Origin of the sequence: Paludibacterium denitrificans, from assembly GCF_009707705.1 — a bacterium.
GTDB lineage: Bacteria > Pseudomonadota > Gammaproteobacteria > Burkholderiales > Chromobacteriaceae > Paludibacterium_A > Paludibacterium_A denitrificans.
This window is the reverse complement of record NZ_WLYX01000001.1, coordinates 3,066,723-3,083,782: the sequence shown is the minus strand read 5'-3', so window position 1 is coordinate 3,083,782 and position 17,060 is coordinate 3,066,723. Positions and strand designations below refer to the sequence as shown.

Annotated in this window: 28 protein-coding genes and 2 pseudogenes; 7 read left to right on the top strand and 23 right to left on the bottom strand. The window is 55.2% G+C overall.

Annotated features, from left to right (window positions below):
* Positions 1–13: 13 nt before the first annotated feature.
* From GKE73_RS19980 to GKE73_RS26235, 23 genes and pseudogenes are all read right to left on the bottom strand, one after another.
* On the bottom strand, positions 14–433 hold the full coding sequence (locus GKE73_RS19980; protein ID WP_230369109.1) for a hypothetical protein: 420 nt from the start codon (positions 431–433) through the stop codon (positions 14–16).
* The gene (locus GKE73_RS19975; RefSeq protein ID WP_230371275.1) at positions 420–917 is read right to left on the bottom strand and encodes an HK97-gp10 family putative phage morphogenesis protein; all 498 of its coding nucleotides are present in this window, start codon (positions 915–917) and stop codon (positions 420–422) included. The genes GKE73_RS19980 and GKE73_RS19975 overlap by 14 nt, the downstream gene beginning before the upstream one ends.
* Positions 917–1,240, bottom strand: a complete 324-nt coding sequence (locus GKE73_RS19970) for a phage head closure protein (protein ID WP_230369107.1) — start codon at positions 1,238–1,240, stop codon at positions 917–919. Before GKE73_RS19970 ends, GKE73_RS19975 begins: the two co-directional genes overlap by 1 nt.
* A complete protein-coding gene (locus GKE73_RS19965; RefSeq protein ID WP_230369106.1) occupies positions 1,237–1,872 on the bottom strand; it encodes a head-tail connector protein in 636 nt (211 codons plus the stop codon). Before GKE73_RS19965 ends, GKE73_RS19970 begins: the two co-directional genes overlap by 4 nt.
* A 3-nt stretch (positions 1,873–1,875) precedes the next feature.
* The gene (locus GKE73_RS19960) at positions 1,876–2,037 is read right to left on the bottom strand and encodes a hypothetical protein (protein WP_230369105.1); all 162 of its coding nucleotides are present in this window, start codon (positions 2,035–2,037) and stop codon (positions 1,876–1,878) included.
* Positions 2,034–2,384, bottom strand: coding sequence for a phage major capsid protein (locus GKE73_RS24310; RefSeq protein WP_280955039.1), 351 nt, complete (start codon positions 2,382–2,384; stop codon positions 2,034–2,036). The genes GKE73_RS19960 and GKE73_RS24310 overlap by 4 nt, the downstream gene beginning before the upstream one ends.
* A 32-nt stretch (positions 2,385–2,416) precedes the next feature.
* Complete coding sequence (locus GKE73_RS24305; protein ID WP_280955255.1) at positions 2,417–3,103, bottom strand: phage major capsid protein; 687 nt, start codon at positions 3,101–3,103, stop codon at positions 2,417–2,419.
* Positions 3,007–3,303 carry a hypothetical protein gene (locus GKE73_RS19950; RefSeq protein WP_230371274.1) on the bottom strand — a complete coding sequence of 99 codons (297 nt, stop codon included), beginning with the start codon at positions 3,301–3,303 and terminating at the stop codon, positions 3,007–3,009. Before GKE73_RS19950 ends, GKE73_RS24305 begins: the two co-directional genes overlap by 97 nt.
* A gap of 181 nt (positions 3,304–3,484) precedes the next feature.
* A complete protein-coding gene (locus GKE73_RS19945) occupies positions 3,485–4,435 on the bottom strand; it encodes a S49 family peptidase (RefSeq protein WP_230371273.1) in 951 nt (316 codons plus the stop codon).
* 26 nt (positions 4,436–4,461) lie between these two features.
* Positions 4,462–5,310, bottom strand: a pseudogene (locus tag GKE73_RS19940) (phage portal protein); the annotation flags it as partial.
* A gap of 47 nt (positions 5,311–5,357) precedes the next feature.
* A complete protein-coding gene (locus tag GKE73_RS19935; protein ID WP_230371272.1) occupies positions 5,358–5,630 on the bottom strand; it encodes a hypothetical protein in 273 nt (90 codons plus the stop codon).
* Between the two features lie 75 nt (positions 5,631–5,705).
* Complete coding sequence (locus tag GKE73_RS19930) at positions 5,706–5,870, bottom strand: hypothetical protein (RefSeq protein ID WP_230369103.1); 165 nt, start codon at positions 5,868–5,870, stop codon at positions 5,706–5,708.
* The gene (locus GKE73_RS19925; protein ID WP_230371271.1) at positions 5,867–6,364 is read right to left on the bottom strand and encodes a terminase TerL endonuclease subunit; all 498 of its coding nucleotides are present in this window, start codon (positions 6,362–6,364) and stop codon (positions 5,867–5,869) included. The genes GKE73_RS19930 and GKE73_RS19925 overlap by 4 nt, the downstream gene beginning before the upstream one ends.
* Before the next feature lie 158 nt (positions 6,365–6,522).
* Positions 6,523–6,699, bottom strand: coding sequence for a terminase TerL endonuclease subunit (locus tag GKE73_RS26240; protein WP_376767451.1), 177 nt, complete (start codon positions 6,697–6,699; stop codon positions 6,523–6,525).
* A gap of 110 nt (positions 6,700–6,809) precedes the next feature.
* Positions 6,810–7,277: pseudogene (locus GKE73_RS19920) on the bottom strand (terminase large subunit domain-containing protein); the annotation flags it as partial.
* Positions 7,278–7,552: 275 nt separating this feature from the next.
* Positions 7,553–8,035: a hypothetical protein gene (locus tag GKE73_RS19915; RefSeq protein ID WP_230369101.1), complete on the bottom strand. Its 483-nt coding sequence runs from the start codon at positions 8,033–8,035 to the stop codon at positions 7,553–7,555.
* Entirely contained in the window at positions 8,014–8,376 is a 363-nt protein-coding gene (locus GKE73_RS19910) for a hypothetical protein (RefSeq protein ID WP_230369100.1), read from the bottom strand. Before GKE73_RS19910 ends, GKE73_RS19915 begins: the two co-directional genes overlap by 22 nt.
* Positions 8,377–9,322: 946 nt before the next feature.
* Positions 9,323–9,835 (bottom strand): hypothetical protein, encoded by a 513-nt coding sequence (locus GKE73_RS19905; RefSeq protein WP_230371269.1) that lies wholly within the window; start codon positions 9,833–9,835, stop codon positions 9,323–9,325.
* Positions 9,836–9,894: 59 nt separating this feature from the next.
* Positions 9,895–10,404: a hypothetical protein gene (locus GKE73_RS19900; protein WP_230371268.1), complete on the bottom strand. Its 510-nt coding sequence runs from the start codon at positions 10,402–10,404 to the stop codon at positions 9,895–9,897.
* 190 nt (positions 10,405–10,594) lie between these two features.
* Complete coding sequence (locus GKE73_RS19895) at positions 10,595–11,290, bottom strand: hypothetical protein (protein ID WP_230371267.1); 696 nt, start codon at positions 11,288–11,290, stop codon at positions 10,595–10,597.
* 94 nt (positions 11,291–11,384) lie between these two features.
* Positions 11,385–11,669 carry a hypothetical protein gene (locus GKE73_RS19890; protein ID WP_230371266.1) on the bottom strand — a complete coding sequence of 95 codons (285 nt, stop codon included), beginning with the start codon at positions 11,667–11,669 and terminating at the stop codon, positions 11,385–11,387.
* 87 nt (positions 11,670–11,756) lie between these two features.
* Complete coding sequence (locus tag GKE73_RS19885; protein WP_230371265.1) at positions 11,757–12,368, bottom strand: toxin YdaT family protein; 612 nt, start codon at positions 12,366–12,368, stop codon at positions 11,757–11,759.
* A gap of 108 nt (positions 12,369–12,476) precedes the next feature.
* Positions 12,477–12,716 carry a transcriptional regulator gene (locus GKE73_RS26235; protein ID WP_376767398.1) on the bottom strand — a complete coding sequence of 80 codons (240 nt, stop codon included), beginning with the start codon at positions 12,714–12,716 and terminating at the stop codon, positions 12,477–12,479.
* A 418-nt stretch (positions 12,717–13,134) separates the two neighbouring features.
* Between GKE73_RS26235 and GKE73_RS26230 the strand changes: the two genes are divergently transcribed.
* The 7 genes from GKE73_RS26230 to GKE73_RS19855 all read left to right on the top strand — a co-directional run bounded on the left by GKE73_RS26230 (position 13,135) and on the right by GKE73_RS19855 (position 16,667).
* Positions 13,135–13,464 (top strand): S24 family peptidase, encoded by a 330-nt coding sequence (locus GKE73_RS26230; RefSeq protein ID WP_376767450.1) that lies wholly within the window; start codon positions 13,135–13,137, stop codon positions 13,462–13,464.
* 92 nt (positions 13,465–13,556) lie between these two features.
* Complete coding sequence (locus GKE73_RS19880; RefSeq protein WP_230371264.1) at positions 13,557–14,189, top strand: BRCT domain-containing protein; 633 nt, start codon at positions 13,557–13,559, stop codon at positions 14,187–14,189.
* 743 nt (positions 14,190–14,932) lie between these two features.
* Positions 14,933–15,298 carry a hypothetical protein gene (locus GKE73_RS19875; RefSeq protein ID WP_230371263.1) on the top strand — a complete coding sequence of 122 codons (366 nt, stop codon included), beginning with the start codon at positions 14,933–14,935 and terminating at the stop codon, positions 15,296–15,298.
* Positions 15,299–15,360: 62 nt separating this feature from the next.
* On the top strand, positions 15,361–15,720 hold the full coding sequence (locus GKE73_RS19870; RefSeq protein ID WP_230371262.1) for a hypothetical protein: 360 nt from the start codon (positions 15,361–15,363) through the stop codon (positions 15,718–15,720).
* A gap of 13 nt (positions 15,721–15,733) precedes the next feature.
* A complete protein-coding gene (locus GKE73_RS19865) occupies positions 15,734–16,282 on the top strand; it encodes a P-loop NTPase family protein (RefSeq protein WP_230371261.1) in 549 nt (182 codons plus the stop codon).
* Between the two features lie 11 nt (positions 16,283–16,293).
* Positions 16,294–16,488 (top strand): hypothetical protein, encoded by a 195-nt coding sequence (locus GKE73_RS19860; RefSeq protein WP_230369089.1) that lies wholly within the window; start codon positions 16,294–16,296, stop codon positions 16,486–16,488.
* A complete protein-coding gene (locus GKE73_RS19855) occupies positions 16,485–16,667 on the top strand; it encodes a hypothetical protein (protein WP_230371260.1) in 183 nt (60 codons plus the stop codon). Before GKE73_RS19860 ends, GKE73_RS19855 begins: the two co-directional genes overlap by 4 nt.
* The last annotated feature ends 393 nt before the right edge of the window (positions 16,668–17,060 follow it).

The window sequence follows — 17,060 nt, the reverse complement described above, 5'->3', positions numbered from 1 at the left end:
GCGGGTTAGGGGGTTAAGGCTGTCCGGCCTCTCGGCGGTACTTGATTTCAATCGTCAGATCGACCAGATAAACCAGCTCTTCGGGGTTGTAGTCATGCACTGTTTCCCCTTCCTGTACCTCAATCACGCCTTGCTGACGCGCCAGCCGCCGATCAGCAAATAATGCCGTGCGAAGGGCATTCAGATGGGGTTCCATGCGGCTATACAGCTCGCCGCTGCTGGCATCGATCATCGTCGATATCACGATTTTGACGATATCCAGCCGTGTATTGAGCTTCTGGTTTTCATTCGGAACGTTTTTCTGGACGTGGATGACCGACAGTGGCGCAGCAACATCCTCCCGCCGGACATTCAAGCGTCCAAGTGCAACGCGTCCTTCCAGCGGGCCTTCCAGCAAGCCATAGACCAATCGGGCAATATCAAAGGTTTGCAAGGCGTTCTCCCACCAATTTCAGCATCGTAGCCTGTACCTCAGCCGCGACTTGCTCTCTGGCTTGCTCGCCGACTTCTTCGACAGCAGGGGAAAGGAAGGCATGTGCAGGCATTTTGCTCGTCCCTTTTTCCTGAAATTGACCATAAAAGGCCGTGACGACATCTACCTTTCTACCAGTGCTACGCTTTGCCGAAAGCCGGGCATTTTTGAGTGTGCCGTTACGGCTGCGTTTTGCCCGGGTGGCCACCGTCACAAACCCAGTGAGCGGATCGCTGCTGCGAACATTCGTCCAGGCAATGATCTGGGAACGCAGGAAACCGGTGTCTTTAGGCGCATCAGCCTTGGCCCGGCGCTGGATGATCCGCATCCCAGACAGCAGAGGCTTACTCAGTGCCCGGCGGTCATCCAGAACACTACTGATGCCATGCAGGCGAATAAAAAGCTCACCCGCACGGGGATCAATCTGAAGCTCAACATCGGCCATCAGTCCATCATCCTCAGCAAAAGCTCCATCTCGGATCGGGTACCCATCCGATCGATCGGTTCATTCGTGATCAGGTAATAGCGGTCACGGTGTTTGACCCGCATCCCGGCATGAATGCCATTGCGCCAGCGCAAATAGCCACGGGCATCGATTTCGCTGGTGGTCAGGTCATTGATCTTGTCCCGACCGGTCAGGTCTGAGATGTTGGCCCAGATTCGAGGCAGGACAGGCTCCCATTCATCCAGCCGTGACTCACCAGACAGGTTCTTGCCCTTGGCCTGTTTTTCGATAGTGATGCGATGTCGAAGCTTTCCGGCTCTCATAGCGTCACCTCGCGCAAGGTATAGGGATCAAGCAATGAATCGACAAATCCGCCGGGCACTTCCGTCACAGTTTGGCCAACCACAAACCGCTCGCGGTACTCATACAGGGTCCCGATGGTAAAAAGCAGCCATTGCCGGACGTCTTCAGGCACGTTGTCACCGGTTTCAGCCAACCCTGCCTTATAACGAATCTGGATGGCATTGGCGACGGCATCCACATGAGGCCATAAACGGCTGGAGCGGTGGAGGTGACCGTCATGGCGAATGGCACCACAGGCTGGCGCCAGGTGATGCGGCTTGATCTGTAGGGCAGGCGGCGAGGGCAAGGCATGGAAGTCATGCCGGGGAAATGGATTCCCGCCAATCGACAGGGCAATGTCCGTAACTTCAAATGCTCCAGCCGTTTGCAAGGTCAGCCGGGGAACCGCTGGCCATTCGGCCAACGTCTCCATATACGTGGCTGTCAGGACCGGTCCACGTATCCGTTTCTCACACGCCCTTACTGCGGCCTTTTCCAGCATGACAAGCAGCGAATCATCTTCCGTCAGGTCATCATCGATCCGGCATTGCCGCTTGATGTCGGCCAGTTCCAGCACGGATGCCGTGCTGCGTTCGATCAACACGGCAGACATGGCTTAGTCCTTGGCCGATTTTTTGTCGGCCTTATCGTCTGCCGGGGCCTCGTATGCCTCGGCAATCTTGGCTTCAATCAGCTTGTCGGCCTTGTCATCGTCGAAACCGGCGATATCGCTCGACGTGTAGAGGGCGTAGGGTTTCAGGAACTTGATGATCTTCATGTCTTTCTCCAGAAAGGATTCGGCCCGCCGTAGCGGGCCAACCGATTAGGCGCCCCGGTGACGCCGGTACCGACCGCGATGGATTCAACGTGACGCGGACCAAAGTCATGTTTGGAGATCACCCGTACCAGCGTCTGGTCACGCTGGAAGGCGCTGACCATGTTGCCGTCGGAATCCTTATAGGTCGCTTCTTTGGAGAAGTCGATCATCAGGGTTTCATCTTCACCGATGAAGCAGTCGTTGAAATCAACGAAGTACAACTCGGATTCCTTACCAGACTGGCCGAGGTTGTTCGGGATCTGGGTGGTTTTGCCGATCGGGTAGCCTTTCAACTGGCCTTGGGCCATCTCCGGGTAGACCTTGTTACCCTTCAGGTCTTTCAGGCCTTCCGGAAGCGGAAGGTACGTGGGGACATCAGCCAGCCCGGGGTGACCATGTTGGCATCGACGCCTTCCAGTAGCAGGATCAAGCTGTTCAGGAAGATTTCGATGGCTTGCAGAGCGGCGGCATCAATCGCATCAATGGCCGGGGCGGCCAGCTGGTTACCGGCAATGCACCAGAAACGCAGACCTTTAGGCAGATTGCCGGTCCCGTCGTCACGGATGAAAGCCTTGTCTTCGCGTGCACCGATGGCCGAGGTCAGGTCACCCACGATCAGCTGATCGATACCCGGACGCACGCCAGAGTAGGCCAGCAGATCATTACTGATCGGCACCAGGGCGGCCATTTTCTTGGACGACAGCTTCAGGTCATCAAAACTGGCTTCAGTCGTCGGTGCATCGCCGTCCGTGCCAATGTAGCCAACCGATGCACCGCCTTTCAGGCGCGGGATCGTCAGGTTGCCGTTATTCAGCGGAACCGAGCGGGTGCCCATCTTGCGGATAACTGCCTTCGGGCGCAGCAGTTCAATGACTTCCTGAGACATATTGCTCGGGATCAGCACACCACCCGCACCGGGCGTGGCCGTACTCAGCGCGGCGGCGACATCCGCGCCATAGCCGTTCTTGTCGGCAATATCCGCCGCCACATGGTAGTTACCTTGAGCCTGTACCAGTGCGGACACCATGCGTGCCACGCCAGCGCCTTTGACCGTAGCGCTGCCGGGGTGGCCGGTACCTTGGTCGGCGTAGCAACCGGTGCCGTGGTGACTTGGGTAGCAGCGGCCGCAGCCATCTTTTCAGCGGCTTGCTGGCGTTCCATCTTCTGGGTCAGGGAATCGAACTCGGCTTGCAGGTTTTGCACTTCGCCCAGCTGCTCCGCCGACAAGCCGGTACCCGCGGCTTCGAGGCTGGCCGGGTTTGGGTACGGGCCGCAATTTCGGCGCGACGCTGCTGCATTTCGAGATAAGTCATGTAGTGTCTCCACAAATGAAAAACGCCACCCGTAGGCGGCGGCAGAAATGAAAAAACCCGCCTTGGCGGGATTTCAGTTGATACGCCGGGTGGCGTTAGAGCTGGGCTTGCATGGCCTGAGCCGCGGCCCGGGCCTGCATACGCATGATCTTTTGCGGCGGTTTGCTCTGGCGTTGGGCGGCCAGATCACTGGCAATGCGGTTGACGGCGTCTTGCGGTGCTTCAATGCGGTCAGCCAAACCACTATCGATGGCCTCCTGACCAAAATACAGACCAGCCTGAGTGGCAATCACGGCTTTGACGTCGAGATTGCGATACTTGGCCACACGGCCGGTGAATTGGTCATAAGCCACCTTGCAGCGCTGCTCCATGACGGCTCGGGCCTGGTCAGTCAGCGGCTGGTTCGGGTCACCATCGTTCTTGTGGTTACCGATAAAGATGGTGGTATAGCTGATACCTTCCATTTCATTGGCCTTGCTCAGATCCGCATGCTGCATGATCACCCCGATACTTCCCGCGCCGGACGTTTCGCTCATGACGATTTCGTCGCAGGCCGAGGCGATCAGGTACGCGGCGCTGAAGGCCTTGAAGTTCACCAGTGCGGTAATCGGTTTGATGCCCCGGCAGCTATAGATGAAGTCGGCCAGCTCCATGCAGCCCGCGACTGATCCGCCGCATGAGTCGATATCAAGGATGATGTGACTGATGCCCGCATCATTGAGTGCGCACTGAATCTGGCTGCGCAACGACTCATATGCCGTCATGGTCTCGCACATGTCCAGCTGGCCGATCCGGGAAACCAGTACCCCGTAGACCGGAATGACCGCGACGCCACCGCCGTACACCGGGTCCGGCGTCGGCGGGTCAAGATCCAGCGTGTCTTCGCCGTCATCTTCCATCATCCGGGCGCTGGGCATCGCCATGACGATATTCATGTTCAGCTGTTTTTTAGCCCATGCCACAGCCGTTTCAGCCATCGAAGGCAGCACCATCAACGGGGTGTTGAAGATGTGCCCGGCAATCAATGGGTAAGAGCGTGATTTCATGTGTTCCTCACTGCGCAAGCGCGCGTTCAACTTCTGCAATGGCCTCGGCACCGGGCTGATAGCCCTGTGGGACGTAACCTTCTAGCCGCCATGTTGACGGGCTGCAGGTATGTGTCACCGCCCGGGATGGGCGGCAGGTTTTCCGGGCGGCGGATGTCATTGACGGACAACCATCCCCACTGGCGGGCCGTGGCATAGGCTGCGAACCGGCTCGCCTGGTCACCACGCAGCAGGCCGGACACGTTGTACTCGATGTAGTAGTCCCGGCGATCCTTCGGCAGCAGCAGGTCACGCGCCATGGCTTGCTCACGCCGCCGGATCCACGGCATCAGGCAGTAGACGACAAACTCAATCGCTTGCTGCTCAATGTTGTTATTGGTTGCCCGGTCCAGCAGACCAACCTTGTGCGGTGGGACCTTGAAGATCTGCGTGATTTCCAAAGATGAAAGCTTGCGGGCCTCGATCAGCTGGGCATCCGAGTTCGTCATGGCCAGAGGCGAGAACTTCAGGCCGTCTTGCAGCACCGCGATTCCCCCGGCGTTTCTGAACCCGGCGTACTGCTCTTGCCACTGCTCCCGGGTCTGTTTCACTTTCTCGCGTGATAGCGGCTCAAGAATCTTGTCGCCTATCATCGTATAGGCCGCTCCAGCACGCTTAGCCAGATTGGTACCGGAAGCAAACACCGCACTGGCGTGGCCATTGGTGGCCAGAGCCAGACCAAGCACGTCGCAATGCAGGGCAACCGGGCTGGCACCCACGTATCCGTCGGTAGAGAACCACCGCACATGGTGGACATTCCGCTGAGGCAGTAAGTCGCTACCATTAAACTGGTAGTAGGGCAGGTTGTCCGAGCCCTTGAAGACAGAAACTTTCTTCGGATCCCGGGGGAATCAGTGCGGTAGGGCGCCCATCTTGCCCGCGCTCAATGAATGAGTAGCTGTTGCCGTGCGTCCCACACCAGACCTGTGACAGCTCGGTGAACTCGTAGGCCGTCTGCCAAGCGTTCGGCTGTTCGTGCACCAGGGCTATAAACCGGGTGATCAATCGCCCGGTCACGCTGATCACCTTTCTTTTGGTAAAGCTCGCACGGCAGCTGCGCGACACTCTCCGCGATCAGGCTGACGCAAGCCTGATAGGTGACCAGTGACAGGGCTTTTTCCGGGGTAACCGTGATGTTAAGCAGCGCTTCGTGCATGCCCGAACAGGCTTGAAATCCAACCCGGATCCGGATTGCCTGACGTTTGAACGCCGAATTGTTGCGATATAAACATCAGCCTCCCTTCGCCACGCCGCGCGCGGTCAGATACGACCACGTCAGCGCGAACGTTCCGCCCACGATCCATCCGGCAGCCGGATGGAGGAGGGCCGCGCCAACCGTGACCGACGCAGCCCCGACAAGGCCGACAGACAGCGTGAGTTTGTCGATGAGTCTCATAGGTAAACCTCGTCTTCGTAGGCCAGTCGCACCGTTTCCTCCGGCGCGTGATACATGGCTCGGTTTAGCGCCATAACCAGCGCGACGATGCCATCGATACGCTCGCGTGACCTTTTCTTGTTGGGTCGATAGTTGTCATTGGTATCCCGTAAAACCACGACGTTACCGGCCATCCAGCGCAATACCGGTTGGCCGCCATGCGCGAACCCACCGGCCAGTATCTTGGCCTCCAACTCTTTGGATGGCTCAGAAAGGTTCTGGAAGTTTTGCGTCAAGGCGACCATTTCCATGCCATCTTCCATCAGTTCGGTGGCGATCTTCCCGGCGTTCCACGCATCGAAGCCGATAGACTGAATTTCGAAGGAAGCCGCATCATCGATGATCTGGCGACGAATAGCCTCCTGATCGATCTGCGTCCCTGCTGTCGGGATGATGTAGCCATTCCGTGCCCAGGCGGTGTAGCTCACCCGGTCCTTCTGGTCCCGTACCAACATGTTGTCTTCCGGGATAAAGAAGCGGCAGAGAACCACCCATTTTTCGCCCTGGCTTTTCTGGCGGGAACAGCAGAATCCACGCGGCAATGTCGGTTTTACTGGCCAAGTCCAGACCACCGAAGCATTTCCTGCCCCGCAACGCCTCGATATCAACGGAATCAGCGTTCTTGTCCCAGGGCGTCCATAGACAGCCAGCTCTCGCTGACTTGCGTCCAGATATTCAGACGCTTGGTCAGAAAGTTGTTGAGTGCGGCCGGAACATGCCCGGCCTTGGCCGCCTGGGTGCGTAATTCATCCAGAAACACCGACACACCAAGGTTTGGGTTGGCCTTGATCCAGTTGGACTCATCGAACCAGTCATCCCCTTCATCCAGGTGTAAATCACCCCGCCGAAACTGTCGTCATCAAGCTGCCCCTCTAGAATCTGGATAAGGTAGTTGCGTTGTTCCAGACAGATGGAGCCATCCTGATTGAAACCTGAAGTGGTAATGGCGTGCATCAAGCTGCGCCGCCGGGCACCGCGTGCCGTGTCGATCACATCCCACAGAGCACGTGACGGGTGCGCATGCAACTCGTCGATGATGGCGCCGTGGACGTTGAGGCCATCCTGTGTGTTGGCATCCGCACCCAGCGGGATGAATTTGTTGGCCGTGCCCGGGATCCACAGCTTGTTTTTGTGGTTCTGGATCAGCTGGCGTAGCGCTGGCGACTTCGCCACCATCATCTCGGCCGCTGCATGCGTAATCTTGGCCTGTTCCAGCTTGGTAGCCGCGGTATAAACCTGTGCGCCAGCCTCCTTGTCAGCAGAAAACAGGTATAAGCCAAGCCCGGCTAGTTTGGTTGACTTGCCGTTCTTGCGAGCGACTTCTTCATACCGGTACGAAAACGCCGCGTTCCATCCTCCCGGTACCACCCAAACTCAACCGCCAGCCAGAAAGCCTGCCAGTCCGCCAGCTCTACCGGCTTGCCCGCCCATACACCTTCGAAGTGCCGAAGCAGTATTTGGGGAAGAATGACAGTACGTGAGCGGCCATCTCCGGACGCCAGACCAGACCACGCTCCACTTGCTGCTTCAGGTCACGGTAATGCCGCTCAACCGCCAACCGGGCATAGCGGCCAACCTTAACGCGCCCCTCCAGAACGTCTGAACCGTACTTTTCCCGGGCTGTAAAACATGACAGGCCGGAATTAATCCGGCCTGTCGTTGATGAAGTTGAGCAGTTCGACGAGTTCCTCGCTTAGAACCCGCCCCTTGCTGAGAGCTTTGTTCTTTGCGCATGAGGCCACCGTCATTCCGTTTTTCTTGAGCATTACGCGGATCTGCTTGGCAATTTTTGGTCGGTTATAACTGGCGCTAACCTCATAAGGGCGCCCGGTATCCTTGGCCACAGCGAAGATCAACCCCTTGTTGGTATCGATCCATTCCTTGCAGGCCAGCCAGTCCGCGAAGGCGGCACAGATCAACCCCAATGAGATTCCGGCCGTAGAAAAATCAAAGCCGCTGGCAATAAGCAGCGGCTGCATGTCTTTCCAGAGCTTTCGCTCCGTTTTTGTGAGTTTCCATGGCGGCTCATCCGGCAGGGAGATGCCACCACTTTCTATCCGGTCCAACATGTCGAACGGGTTCGCTGCAAAAAGATCACCATTAATCAGGCGATCAATGGCCCGCACCGAGCAGAGATGACAGTCAGCCCGCCTTCTTCCAGATCGTTCAATACCTCCGATCTGGCCCGGCGCTCTGCACGGCTTTCATCGGTCTCAAGCGATCCGCCGTTACTGTCTTCGTCATAGCGCCATCCGATTTTGTCGATGTTTTCGACATGGGTTCGCCACCCATCTACCTTGTCAGCCAACAGGGCGATCTGCAGAAGCGCTGATGCGTAGTCCAGTCCGGCTTTATCGAGCGCGCGGATGATGTAGCGCCACACCTCACGCGCCCGTTTTGTTTTTAAAAAGGCGGGTGGCTTGGGTATCGCGCCAGAACCGGCCTTTTTGGACGTTTCCAGAGCCATAGCAAGCCTTTCAGGGATTCATTGACTTTCAAAGAGAGAAATTGAGAGTTTCTGGATCGATGAGAGGATTTAGACCCCCCCATGAATTTTCAGAAAAAAAACACAGACGTTTAGGCACGCGGTACCGGAGGACCGACTTCCGTGAAGGATTTGACCCCCTACCCCCCTATCCGCACCATCATGGTGCGTTACGGGCTGGCGAGACCAACCACCATTCGTCGGACCCATCCGGGCAGCGATATCGCTCATATCGAACCAGCTCATAGGATCCACGCCACCCGACGTTCGGTCGGAATCCATATTCACCTGTCGGTTTGCACGGAAGGCCGGGGCACACCCAGACAACAAGATGACCATGATGAGCAGGTACTAGGTCATGACTTCCTCCGGTTGCCATATCCACCATCTTCACTGGATGTTTTTATTGAGTGGCACGAATGGCACTTTGCCCGGTGGTTACTAGACTCAATGAACAACGCCCAGTCACCACGATGAGGGATGATGTGGTCACAATCCGTCGCCCGATTGACGCAGCCTGGGGTGGAGCATCGGAATAGGGCGGCCTTTAAGCAGGCAGAACGACGGGCATACCAGATCTTCGTCTTGTACCATCGACGAACTCTTGCCACGTCCTCATCACTCATCCGCTTCTTGTCAGCCTCGCGCCGCACCTGCGCCAAATGCTCGGCGCAACAGCTACTTCCCGCCACGGCCATTTTTCTGCACCCGCGACTGGTGAACTTGCAGGGTCTAGGTGGGGCAAATGGCATGGCTCAGACTCACAAAAGAAAAGCCCCAGCACTTGGCCGGGGCTTCAAACTGACAACAATGAGGAGATAGCTAACGCTCGAAACACAACAAAAAAGCCCAAGGGATTAACCTTGGGCTTTCTCTAGGCGCAACAGTGGCGCTGTATTTCGGACTATATTGTTACATTTTCACGGTGTCAAGCCGCTTCGCAATATCTCTCGTAATGTTTCTCGATGACCGGCTCAAGCGCCCCTTTTGCCGCAATGAACCATCCATCTAGACAAATCTGCACTTTCTCCTGATAAAAACGGTGGTGAGTAACATATGACCCACCGAACAAAGAAGCGGCCTCACGGCAGGATCCATCATGCCTTGCCCAATGCCGCACCCAATACACCAAACCGTCACGGCCAAACCGCTCACTCTTGCTGACGTAGTGTGAAACAAAGCAAGTCAGATCAAGCAAATAGCCTTCACCCAATCTTGGATTATCCTTTGTCACCCGCCACATGACAGCAAGATGCTGCTCGGTCGGAAGGCTGATGACCGCCTCACGAACCGCGCGTGCGGCTTCAATATCACAAACAGATAGAACCCCTCTATTTGCTGAATCGCCACCCACGGAGGAATAATCAATCGCCTTACTCCCACTGGCAGACAAAACCTCAAGCGCTTTAGCCACTACAGCAATCACATCACGATCATTCACAGCTATCTCCAAATGCCCGGAGAACCCCATTGCCGGATCAAGCCGGTCATTTTTATCGCCTACATGCCGAGGCGTTTTCTGATTTCTTCTATTGCTGCCTGTTGGACTTCTTTAGTCTGAAGCCCGCCACGGCTGGTAAGTCTTGGCGATGGCCGCGGATCCGGATGATTCGGCCAGCGCAACACCTCAATCATCACATCCGACCACCGGTTCTTGCATTGTTCCCATGAGCAGTTTCTGACCTCATACCATCCAAACCGATCGGCGGCCCAATACACTGCCGGATGTGACCAGGTGACGGCCTCACCGATCTGAATCCGATAGGCATTCGACTGCGCCTCTTTGAATGCCGCTTCATAATCACGCACAGGAAAGCACAACCGGATAAACATCGGGACTGACAGCGGCGGCCAATCGAGATTGACCCGGGCATAATCGAGCGCCACATCCACCCCGGCCTGATCAATACCACTGTGCGTCAGGGCCGTATCCATTTCATGAACCCACAATCGGATCGCGCCGTCATCCTTCAGGATACGCTCGACCATCGATGGATAAATGCCATACATCCTCAGCAGAACGTAATCGGCCAACGTCTGCTTGCCACATACCTCGCCATCCAGTCCGTCAATCTCCATCAGGTCATGGCTCATTGCGCTTTACCCTTGAGATATCGAAGCACCGCACTACCGCTATCGGAGCCTGATTTTCTCGTGGGCAGTTTGGAGGATTGGCGATCCACCGGCTGTTTCACCGGCGCTAAGCCGCCACTCCGGCCTCAATGATCCGAATGGCGTAGCTGGACAGATACACAGGCGATTTTTCTCGTGCCATCGCTACCGCCAGCCTTACCTCGTCGGGGTCAACGTCGGTCACCGAGCACAGTCGCTTGAGCTGCGCCACTGCCTTGAGCGTCTGGACGTCGTCCCGGTAATCCCGCCCCAAAGCACCACGGAATGCCGCCAGCGCAGTTTGGTACGTTGCAGACTCGACTGGCCCGGAATTTCGAGAGGGCATCACCTCAGCAGAAGGCTCGTTGCCTCGCGCACGCGTATTAAACACAACACAACTAACATCAGATATGTCGTGTTCATGGTGTCGGTTCAAGTCGTGTTCATCACCACTGCAATGCGCATCAAACCCCTTTGTTTGTTGGCGTTCTGGCGCTGCATCTGTGTCGTGTTCATCCTTCGTGTTCAAGTCGTGTTCATCTACAGGGCAAGACAACACAGCCATAGGCAAGCGAAGCACCAGCTTCATGGTCTCTTGCGGAGCCGATGCCCGCTTAACCAGTCCGACCCGAATCAGCTCCTCTATCATGGCGTCAATCTGCAGCAGAGTAGGTTTCCACGCCCGGCGCTTACTCCCTCTTGGCGGAACGTACTGAACATTAATGGCAAGCATCCCCCGGCTGATGGCATACCCACGCCCGACAATGCCCGTCTGAAAATCCATCGTTGGCCGAAGGCATTGGACATATAGCCGATACGCCCCAAGGCTACACAGCTCCAACGCCTCAAGCTCTTCATCTGATAAACGGATACCCATATCAACCTTTTCCTATTGCGGCCAGCGCACGCTCACGGCTTCCCGCCCGGCTTGCGACGGCATCAAACCCTTCCTTCACGGCCCGTTCCACGTTCATCCGGTAACCGGCGCCATACAAAAGCTCTAGTCGCTTGAGTTCACGACGCCGTAGATCGACGCCGCCAGTAATGCCGCGAAGCGACACCACATACGCGGCATCCCGCGCTATGTCGCCACTCTCAAGTACCCAAAGCTCATCCGACACGTCGGCGAGCCTCCTCCTCACGATCACGGATAATCCCGGCAAGCAGGCTCTTCGCTGCTTCAACCATTGCCCGGCGCTCATCCTCTTTTGATCGGCTTGGCGCGTGTCGAAACCGACACCTCAGCATCATCAGCCGCCGCTTCTGGAATTCTCTTTGCACCGCTGGTCACTCCCGGCCAACATGGCATTGACGTGATCCAGCGCATCACGCTGGGCGGCGATCGACTCCTCAAGCTCGATCTTTGCGCTCTGCAATGTGTCTGCCGTCATCCGGTCTGCCACCCGCGCAAAAGCCGTCACCCCTTCACCCGTTTCTTTGGCCAAGGCCACCATCAGCGAAGAAACGGCGGCGTCCACCGGCACCGTATGCAGGATGGAAACATCAAGGCCAATTGGCCGAAGAATCTCAGAGGCCGCTTGCAGGCGCAGATCCATCGGCAGTGCCTGCAAGACAGCAGGAAGCAGATTGATCGGAAGCAGGGTGGAATCCTTGGTCTGATCATCCATCCAGCGGGCAAAGCGCTCGTTGTTCGTGCGCATGACTCGCACCGCATCTTTGCCCGGAACGTGCTGCTGAAATTCAACCAGCCAAACGCCATCGAACCCGGTGTTGTAGTAGCTCTTGACGATTTCGTCAGATGCCGTATCCATGGTCCAGTGCTCGCGCTGGCGCCACGTCTGCAACGCATCGCGCAACACACCAACCACCGTTTTTCGTGGACGATTCCACAATCCATTCATGGCACGCCTCGCTATAGTGACAACAGATGCACGGCATCTGATCGATGTAAAAAAACGCCGGATAACCGGCTAAACCGCACGCCCTGGACGGCACGCGGAGAGGGGGAACTAGAGATTTTTTTCAGAATTAATCATCAAACGAGCAATCTTTTCCCAAGGAAACTCTGGGAGAAGTTGGTCACACCGAAGCTCTCCATGCGTCATTTCGTGGATAGCTACACACTTGCGAGGCGGTATTTTTCTTACCCCTGTTGACCACTGGCTAACCAAGGCAATTGGCACCCCTAGTTTTTTTGCAAAGGATGTTTTTGTGATCTTGTGCTTCGCCAAGTATTGATCGATCGTCATGCGGCGATATTAGCGTCAAGCTAATCTAATCGCAAGTGCTGCGCGAATAGAAATATTTAGCATTTTGCTATCTAATCGAAAAATGACAATTGACGACACACGACACTCCAATCTCCTGAAGCTGCTCGAGCAATACGGAAGCCTGCAGGAGCTTGCTGAAAAGATTGGGCATAGCTCAACCTCAACGCTGAGCCGGTGAAGAACCGCTCTAGAGACTCAAAGAGCGGGAAGCCAAAGGGAATTGGGAATGCTCTAGCCCGAAGAATCGAAGTTAAGCTTGGGCTAGAGAACGGCTGGATGGATAAGGACCACTCCTCTAGCAAGAACGATGAGAACGTATCAGATGGTCCGTCATCAAAAGGAATGCTCCCGCTTATTTCATGGGTGCAAGCAGGTGCATTTTGTGAAGTAATCGACTATTTTCACCACTGGTGATGCAGAGGCATGGCTCCCATGCCCACTAACACATGGTCCAAACGCATACATCTTGCGCGTGGAAGGGGAGAGCATGATGCCCGAGTATCATGATGGAGATCTGATATTTGTCGATCAACGCGGCGCCTATGATCATGGTGACGACATTATCGTTCGCTCACCAGATGGGAAAGCTACGTTCAAACGGCTGCAAAAGACTAATGAAGGAACCTATCTTCTCGCTCTAAATCCGTCATGGCCCGATAGGATCATTCGAATCCCAGAAGAGTCGCAAATATGCGGAAAAGTGATTTTTTCAGGCCGACAACGATAGTTGGTACCTTTATCTGTTTTGTATAAAAGTACTGTTATTGAACAGTTAAACGGTATTAACATCTTGCTAACTTATTCCAAACGGGAGGCAAGATGTACAAAGATAGTAATGGTCAAGTAGCTAACGCCATCACTCTTAAAGATCGCATCAAGCGTGATACGGCAGAATTCGTAGGCATCTGCAAAGGATTGATTGCAGACGGCGTCATTGTGCAAGATGAGGTTGAGTTCATTTGCAACTGGATGCGAGCACATCCACACCTACTCGATACATGGCCAATGAGCGTATTGATTGACCGGCTTGGTGAAATTCTTGCCGATGGGGTGGTTGATCAGGATGAAGAATTAGATCTACTTAAATTAATTGGAAGCATTACCGGTGGCAATCCAGTCGGAAATGTACAGTCATTATCAACGGACTTACCTCTCACTCATCCGGCACCAGATATTTCCTTCAATGGGACGACATTTTGTGTGACAGGAACCTTTGAGTTTGGAAGCCGAAGCAAGGTATCAGAGGCTATCATCCAGCGAGGTGGGATTATCAGCCCGTCTGTGAAACGAGATACCAACGTTCTTGTTATCGGGGCGATAGGCAGTCGCGATTGGAAGCAAAGCACGTTTGGTACCAAGATAGAAAAGGCGATTTCTTACCAACAAAAGGGTATCAACATCCTCATCGTCAGCGAGTCTCACTTCACCAACTTCCTTGCCATGGGTCAGTAAACAACACCCATAGAAGAGTCTTCCCAGCAAGACTGATAGATAGCGTCACTCCTTTGAACAAAAGCGGCTCAGCCGCTTTTTTTCGCCCAGCGCATAGCTCAAGCGTAAGTCACAATCACTTCGATAAAAATTAGCGTTTCGCTATTGCAAAATAATTCGCGTTACGCTAAATTCAAGCCAGCTAGATTTTTTAGCAAATCACTAATCTAGTCACGCAAAGCACCGCGTACCGCTAAGACTCCGGCGAGACCCGCAAACCGGACGAGTGCAAGGGGTTCAGCCAGACACGGGGCGCAAACCGTAGCACTACTGGCGACCACGGCCGGGCGACCAATGAAGGACGCGAACCAGTGGAGTTGTCCTTGGAAACAGGGTCAACACAGCCGCACACTTCAATTTTTATGCAGTGTTTCTATCAAGGTCAGGTGGGCTTTAACCGAAGTGTGCGGCTGTGTTGGTGTAGACAGAGGTAGTCTGGCGCGGGTGTTCCTCACATGAGTTGGAGTGAAACCAAACATGGCCTCGGCAGGGTGCAGGATGCAAGGTTCGATTCCTTGCCACCAACAATCGCGCTTCATCCGACGCGATCCGCTTGCGGAAATATCGGATGACCAACACGTATGGCGGTTGATGCTGAAAGCCAGACCTTCCCCGAAAGGCGATAGCGGTCTTTAGTAGAGCATACCCGGTAGGAATCCGGCAGCCGCCATCCGTGTTGGTAGTATCTGCTCCACAAGGAAACCGTGTGGCCGGAAACGGATGAAACGGAACCGAATCCAGAGGAGAAACAAAAGGGCCAGCCTCAACTAAATGGCCGCCGCAATGGATTTGACCGGCTCGAAAGTGAGTCAGCTGCCTCCCACGAGGCAGCGCACGGATGGGGGTTTTCAAAGCCTCTATCCGTGCGGAAACGCACCGGCAAGGCCGGACATTGGACACGCCATTGGCTGTCCATTTTTTTTATCTATCAGGAGAAGAACATGGCAATGGAACTTATCGAGGTAACCGATGAAGCCGTTTTTGAGTTGCGCAGTGCAGGGTGGGTGATCAAGTCCCCCATCTTCCGCAATGGTCAGGTGGTTTTCCCGGTATTCAAAAAGAAGCGTTAAAAACCGCCCTTGATGCTCATGAGTATTGCATGAGCATCTTATTGGCTTGAAATGAGCAACAAATGAGCGACATTGACGCATGGAAGCGGCAGGCAGCGCAGCAGGTCAACGCCATCCAGCCTGCCAGTCCAGAGATCAGCAAAGCAGCTCGCATTCGCGCATTACTCCCTGAAATCGAAGAGGCCATGCGCCGCGGCGTCAGCCAGTCCGACATTGTTGCCACATTGGTCGACACCGGCTTGGTCATGACGCTAGACGAACTCAGGAATGCGATTTACCGGGCGCGCAAACGACAGAAGAAAGGTCAGAAGATTGAAGCGATCAAAGCCACCGCACCGGAGACGGCCAAGCAAGCAACCATCAAACACAAGTCTGCGCCAGGTGATTTCCGCCAGCAGCGCGACAAACCCCTCAATTGGTAATCAGGAGAACACTATGCAACGAACCGCTCACATCACCCTGCAGGGTAAAGGCGGCTGCTTCAAATCGGGCATCACCACTCTGGTGGCGCAGTACCTTGCAGCCAATTCCCCGCGCGTTCCGCAGTGTATCGACACCGATCCGGTCAACCGAACTTTCTCGCGCATCACCGCGCTTGGCGTGAAAGGGCTGGAACTCCTCAACGACCACCAGCAGATCGACAGCCGCCAGTTCGACACCATGATCGGCAACATCCTCGACCATGATGGGGACACCATCATCGACACCGGCGCCGCCGTGTTCGTGCCGCTCAAAGCCTACCCGGTAGAGAGCGATGCGCTCGGCCTGCTCGTTGATGAAGGCATCCGGCCGGTTATCCATGTTCCGTTGATTGGTGGGCTGGATTTTGTGGAAACGGCGAATGGTTTATCCGCCATCCTTGATGATCTTCCCGACGCTGATGTGGTCGTCTGGTGCAACCCATTCTTTGGCCCTGTCGAGTATCAAGGGCGAGGGATTGAAGATAGTGCACTCTACCGCGACAACAGCCATCGCTTCGCTTAAGCATCGTCGACATGATGCGGACTGATCCGAATACTTTCGGGCAGGACATCAGCGAAATGCGCCGCGACGGGCTGACCTACCTGCAGGCCATCCAGCATGACGGCTATACCGCCGTCGCCCGACACCGTTTGAAGCGCGTGTGGGCGTATTACTCGATGAAGCTGGCGTCCATCAACCTGATTGATATCCAAGGGAAGAGTGTATGAAACGCTTCTATCCGCAACGCGATTACGTGACGATTCGTGCCGATATTCGCGCGAAAGAGCTTTCTGGAAAGCACAAGCCGATTTACTCCCCTCAAGAGTTACGCCAAGCGGCAGCCCGTCGGGAGATTGAAAACCGGAGGATTGAGCGTGAAGGTGCCACTGGGCATTTCCCGCTATAAGGGGGCAGCATGCTTAAAGTGGCAATCATAAAGAACTGGCGGAAATATCGGCTACCGCACTTCATGTGTGGGTTTGTCATGGAATCTGACTTCTCATGCTTTGGATCAGCTGTAGTCACATTCGGAGACGGAAGCTCCATCACGTGCGATGACCGTGACGACCTGATCATTACGGATATCGATGAAGAAAAGATACCTGAGTAGGGCTATGTATAAGTCAAACAAGGAGCTTGCCCATGAGTACGGTCGGCAAGCATGGCGGGCTAGACGGATTTGCAGCCCATTCTTATCCAGGCGCATGCGAGACATGATTGCGGGACGACCAGCTGGCGATCCGCGAACGATAGAAGAGCTGTCTGCATTTTCTGACGGGTATATGGCCGAATCTGAGAA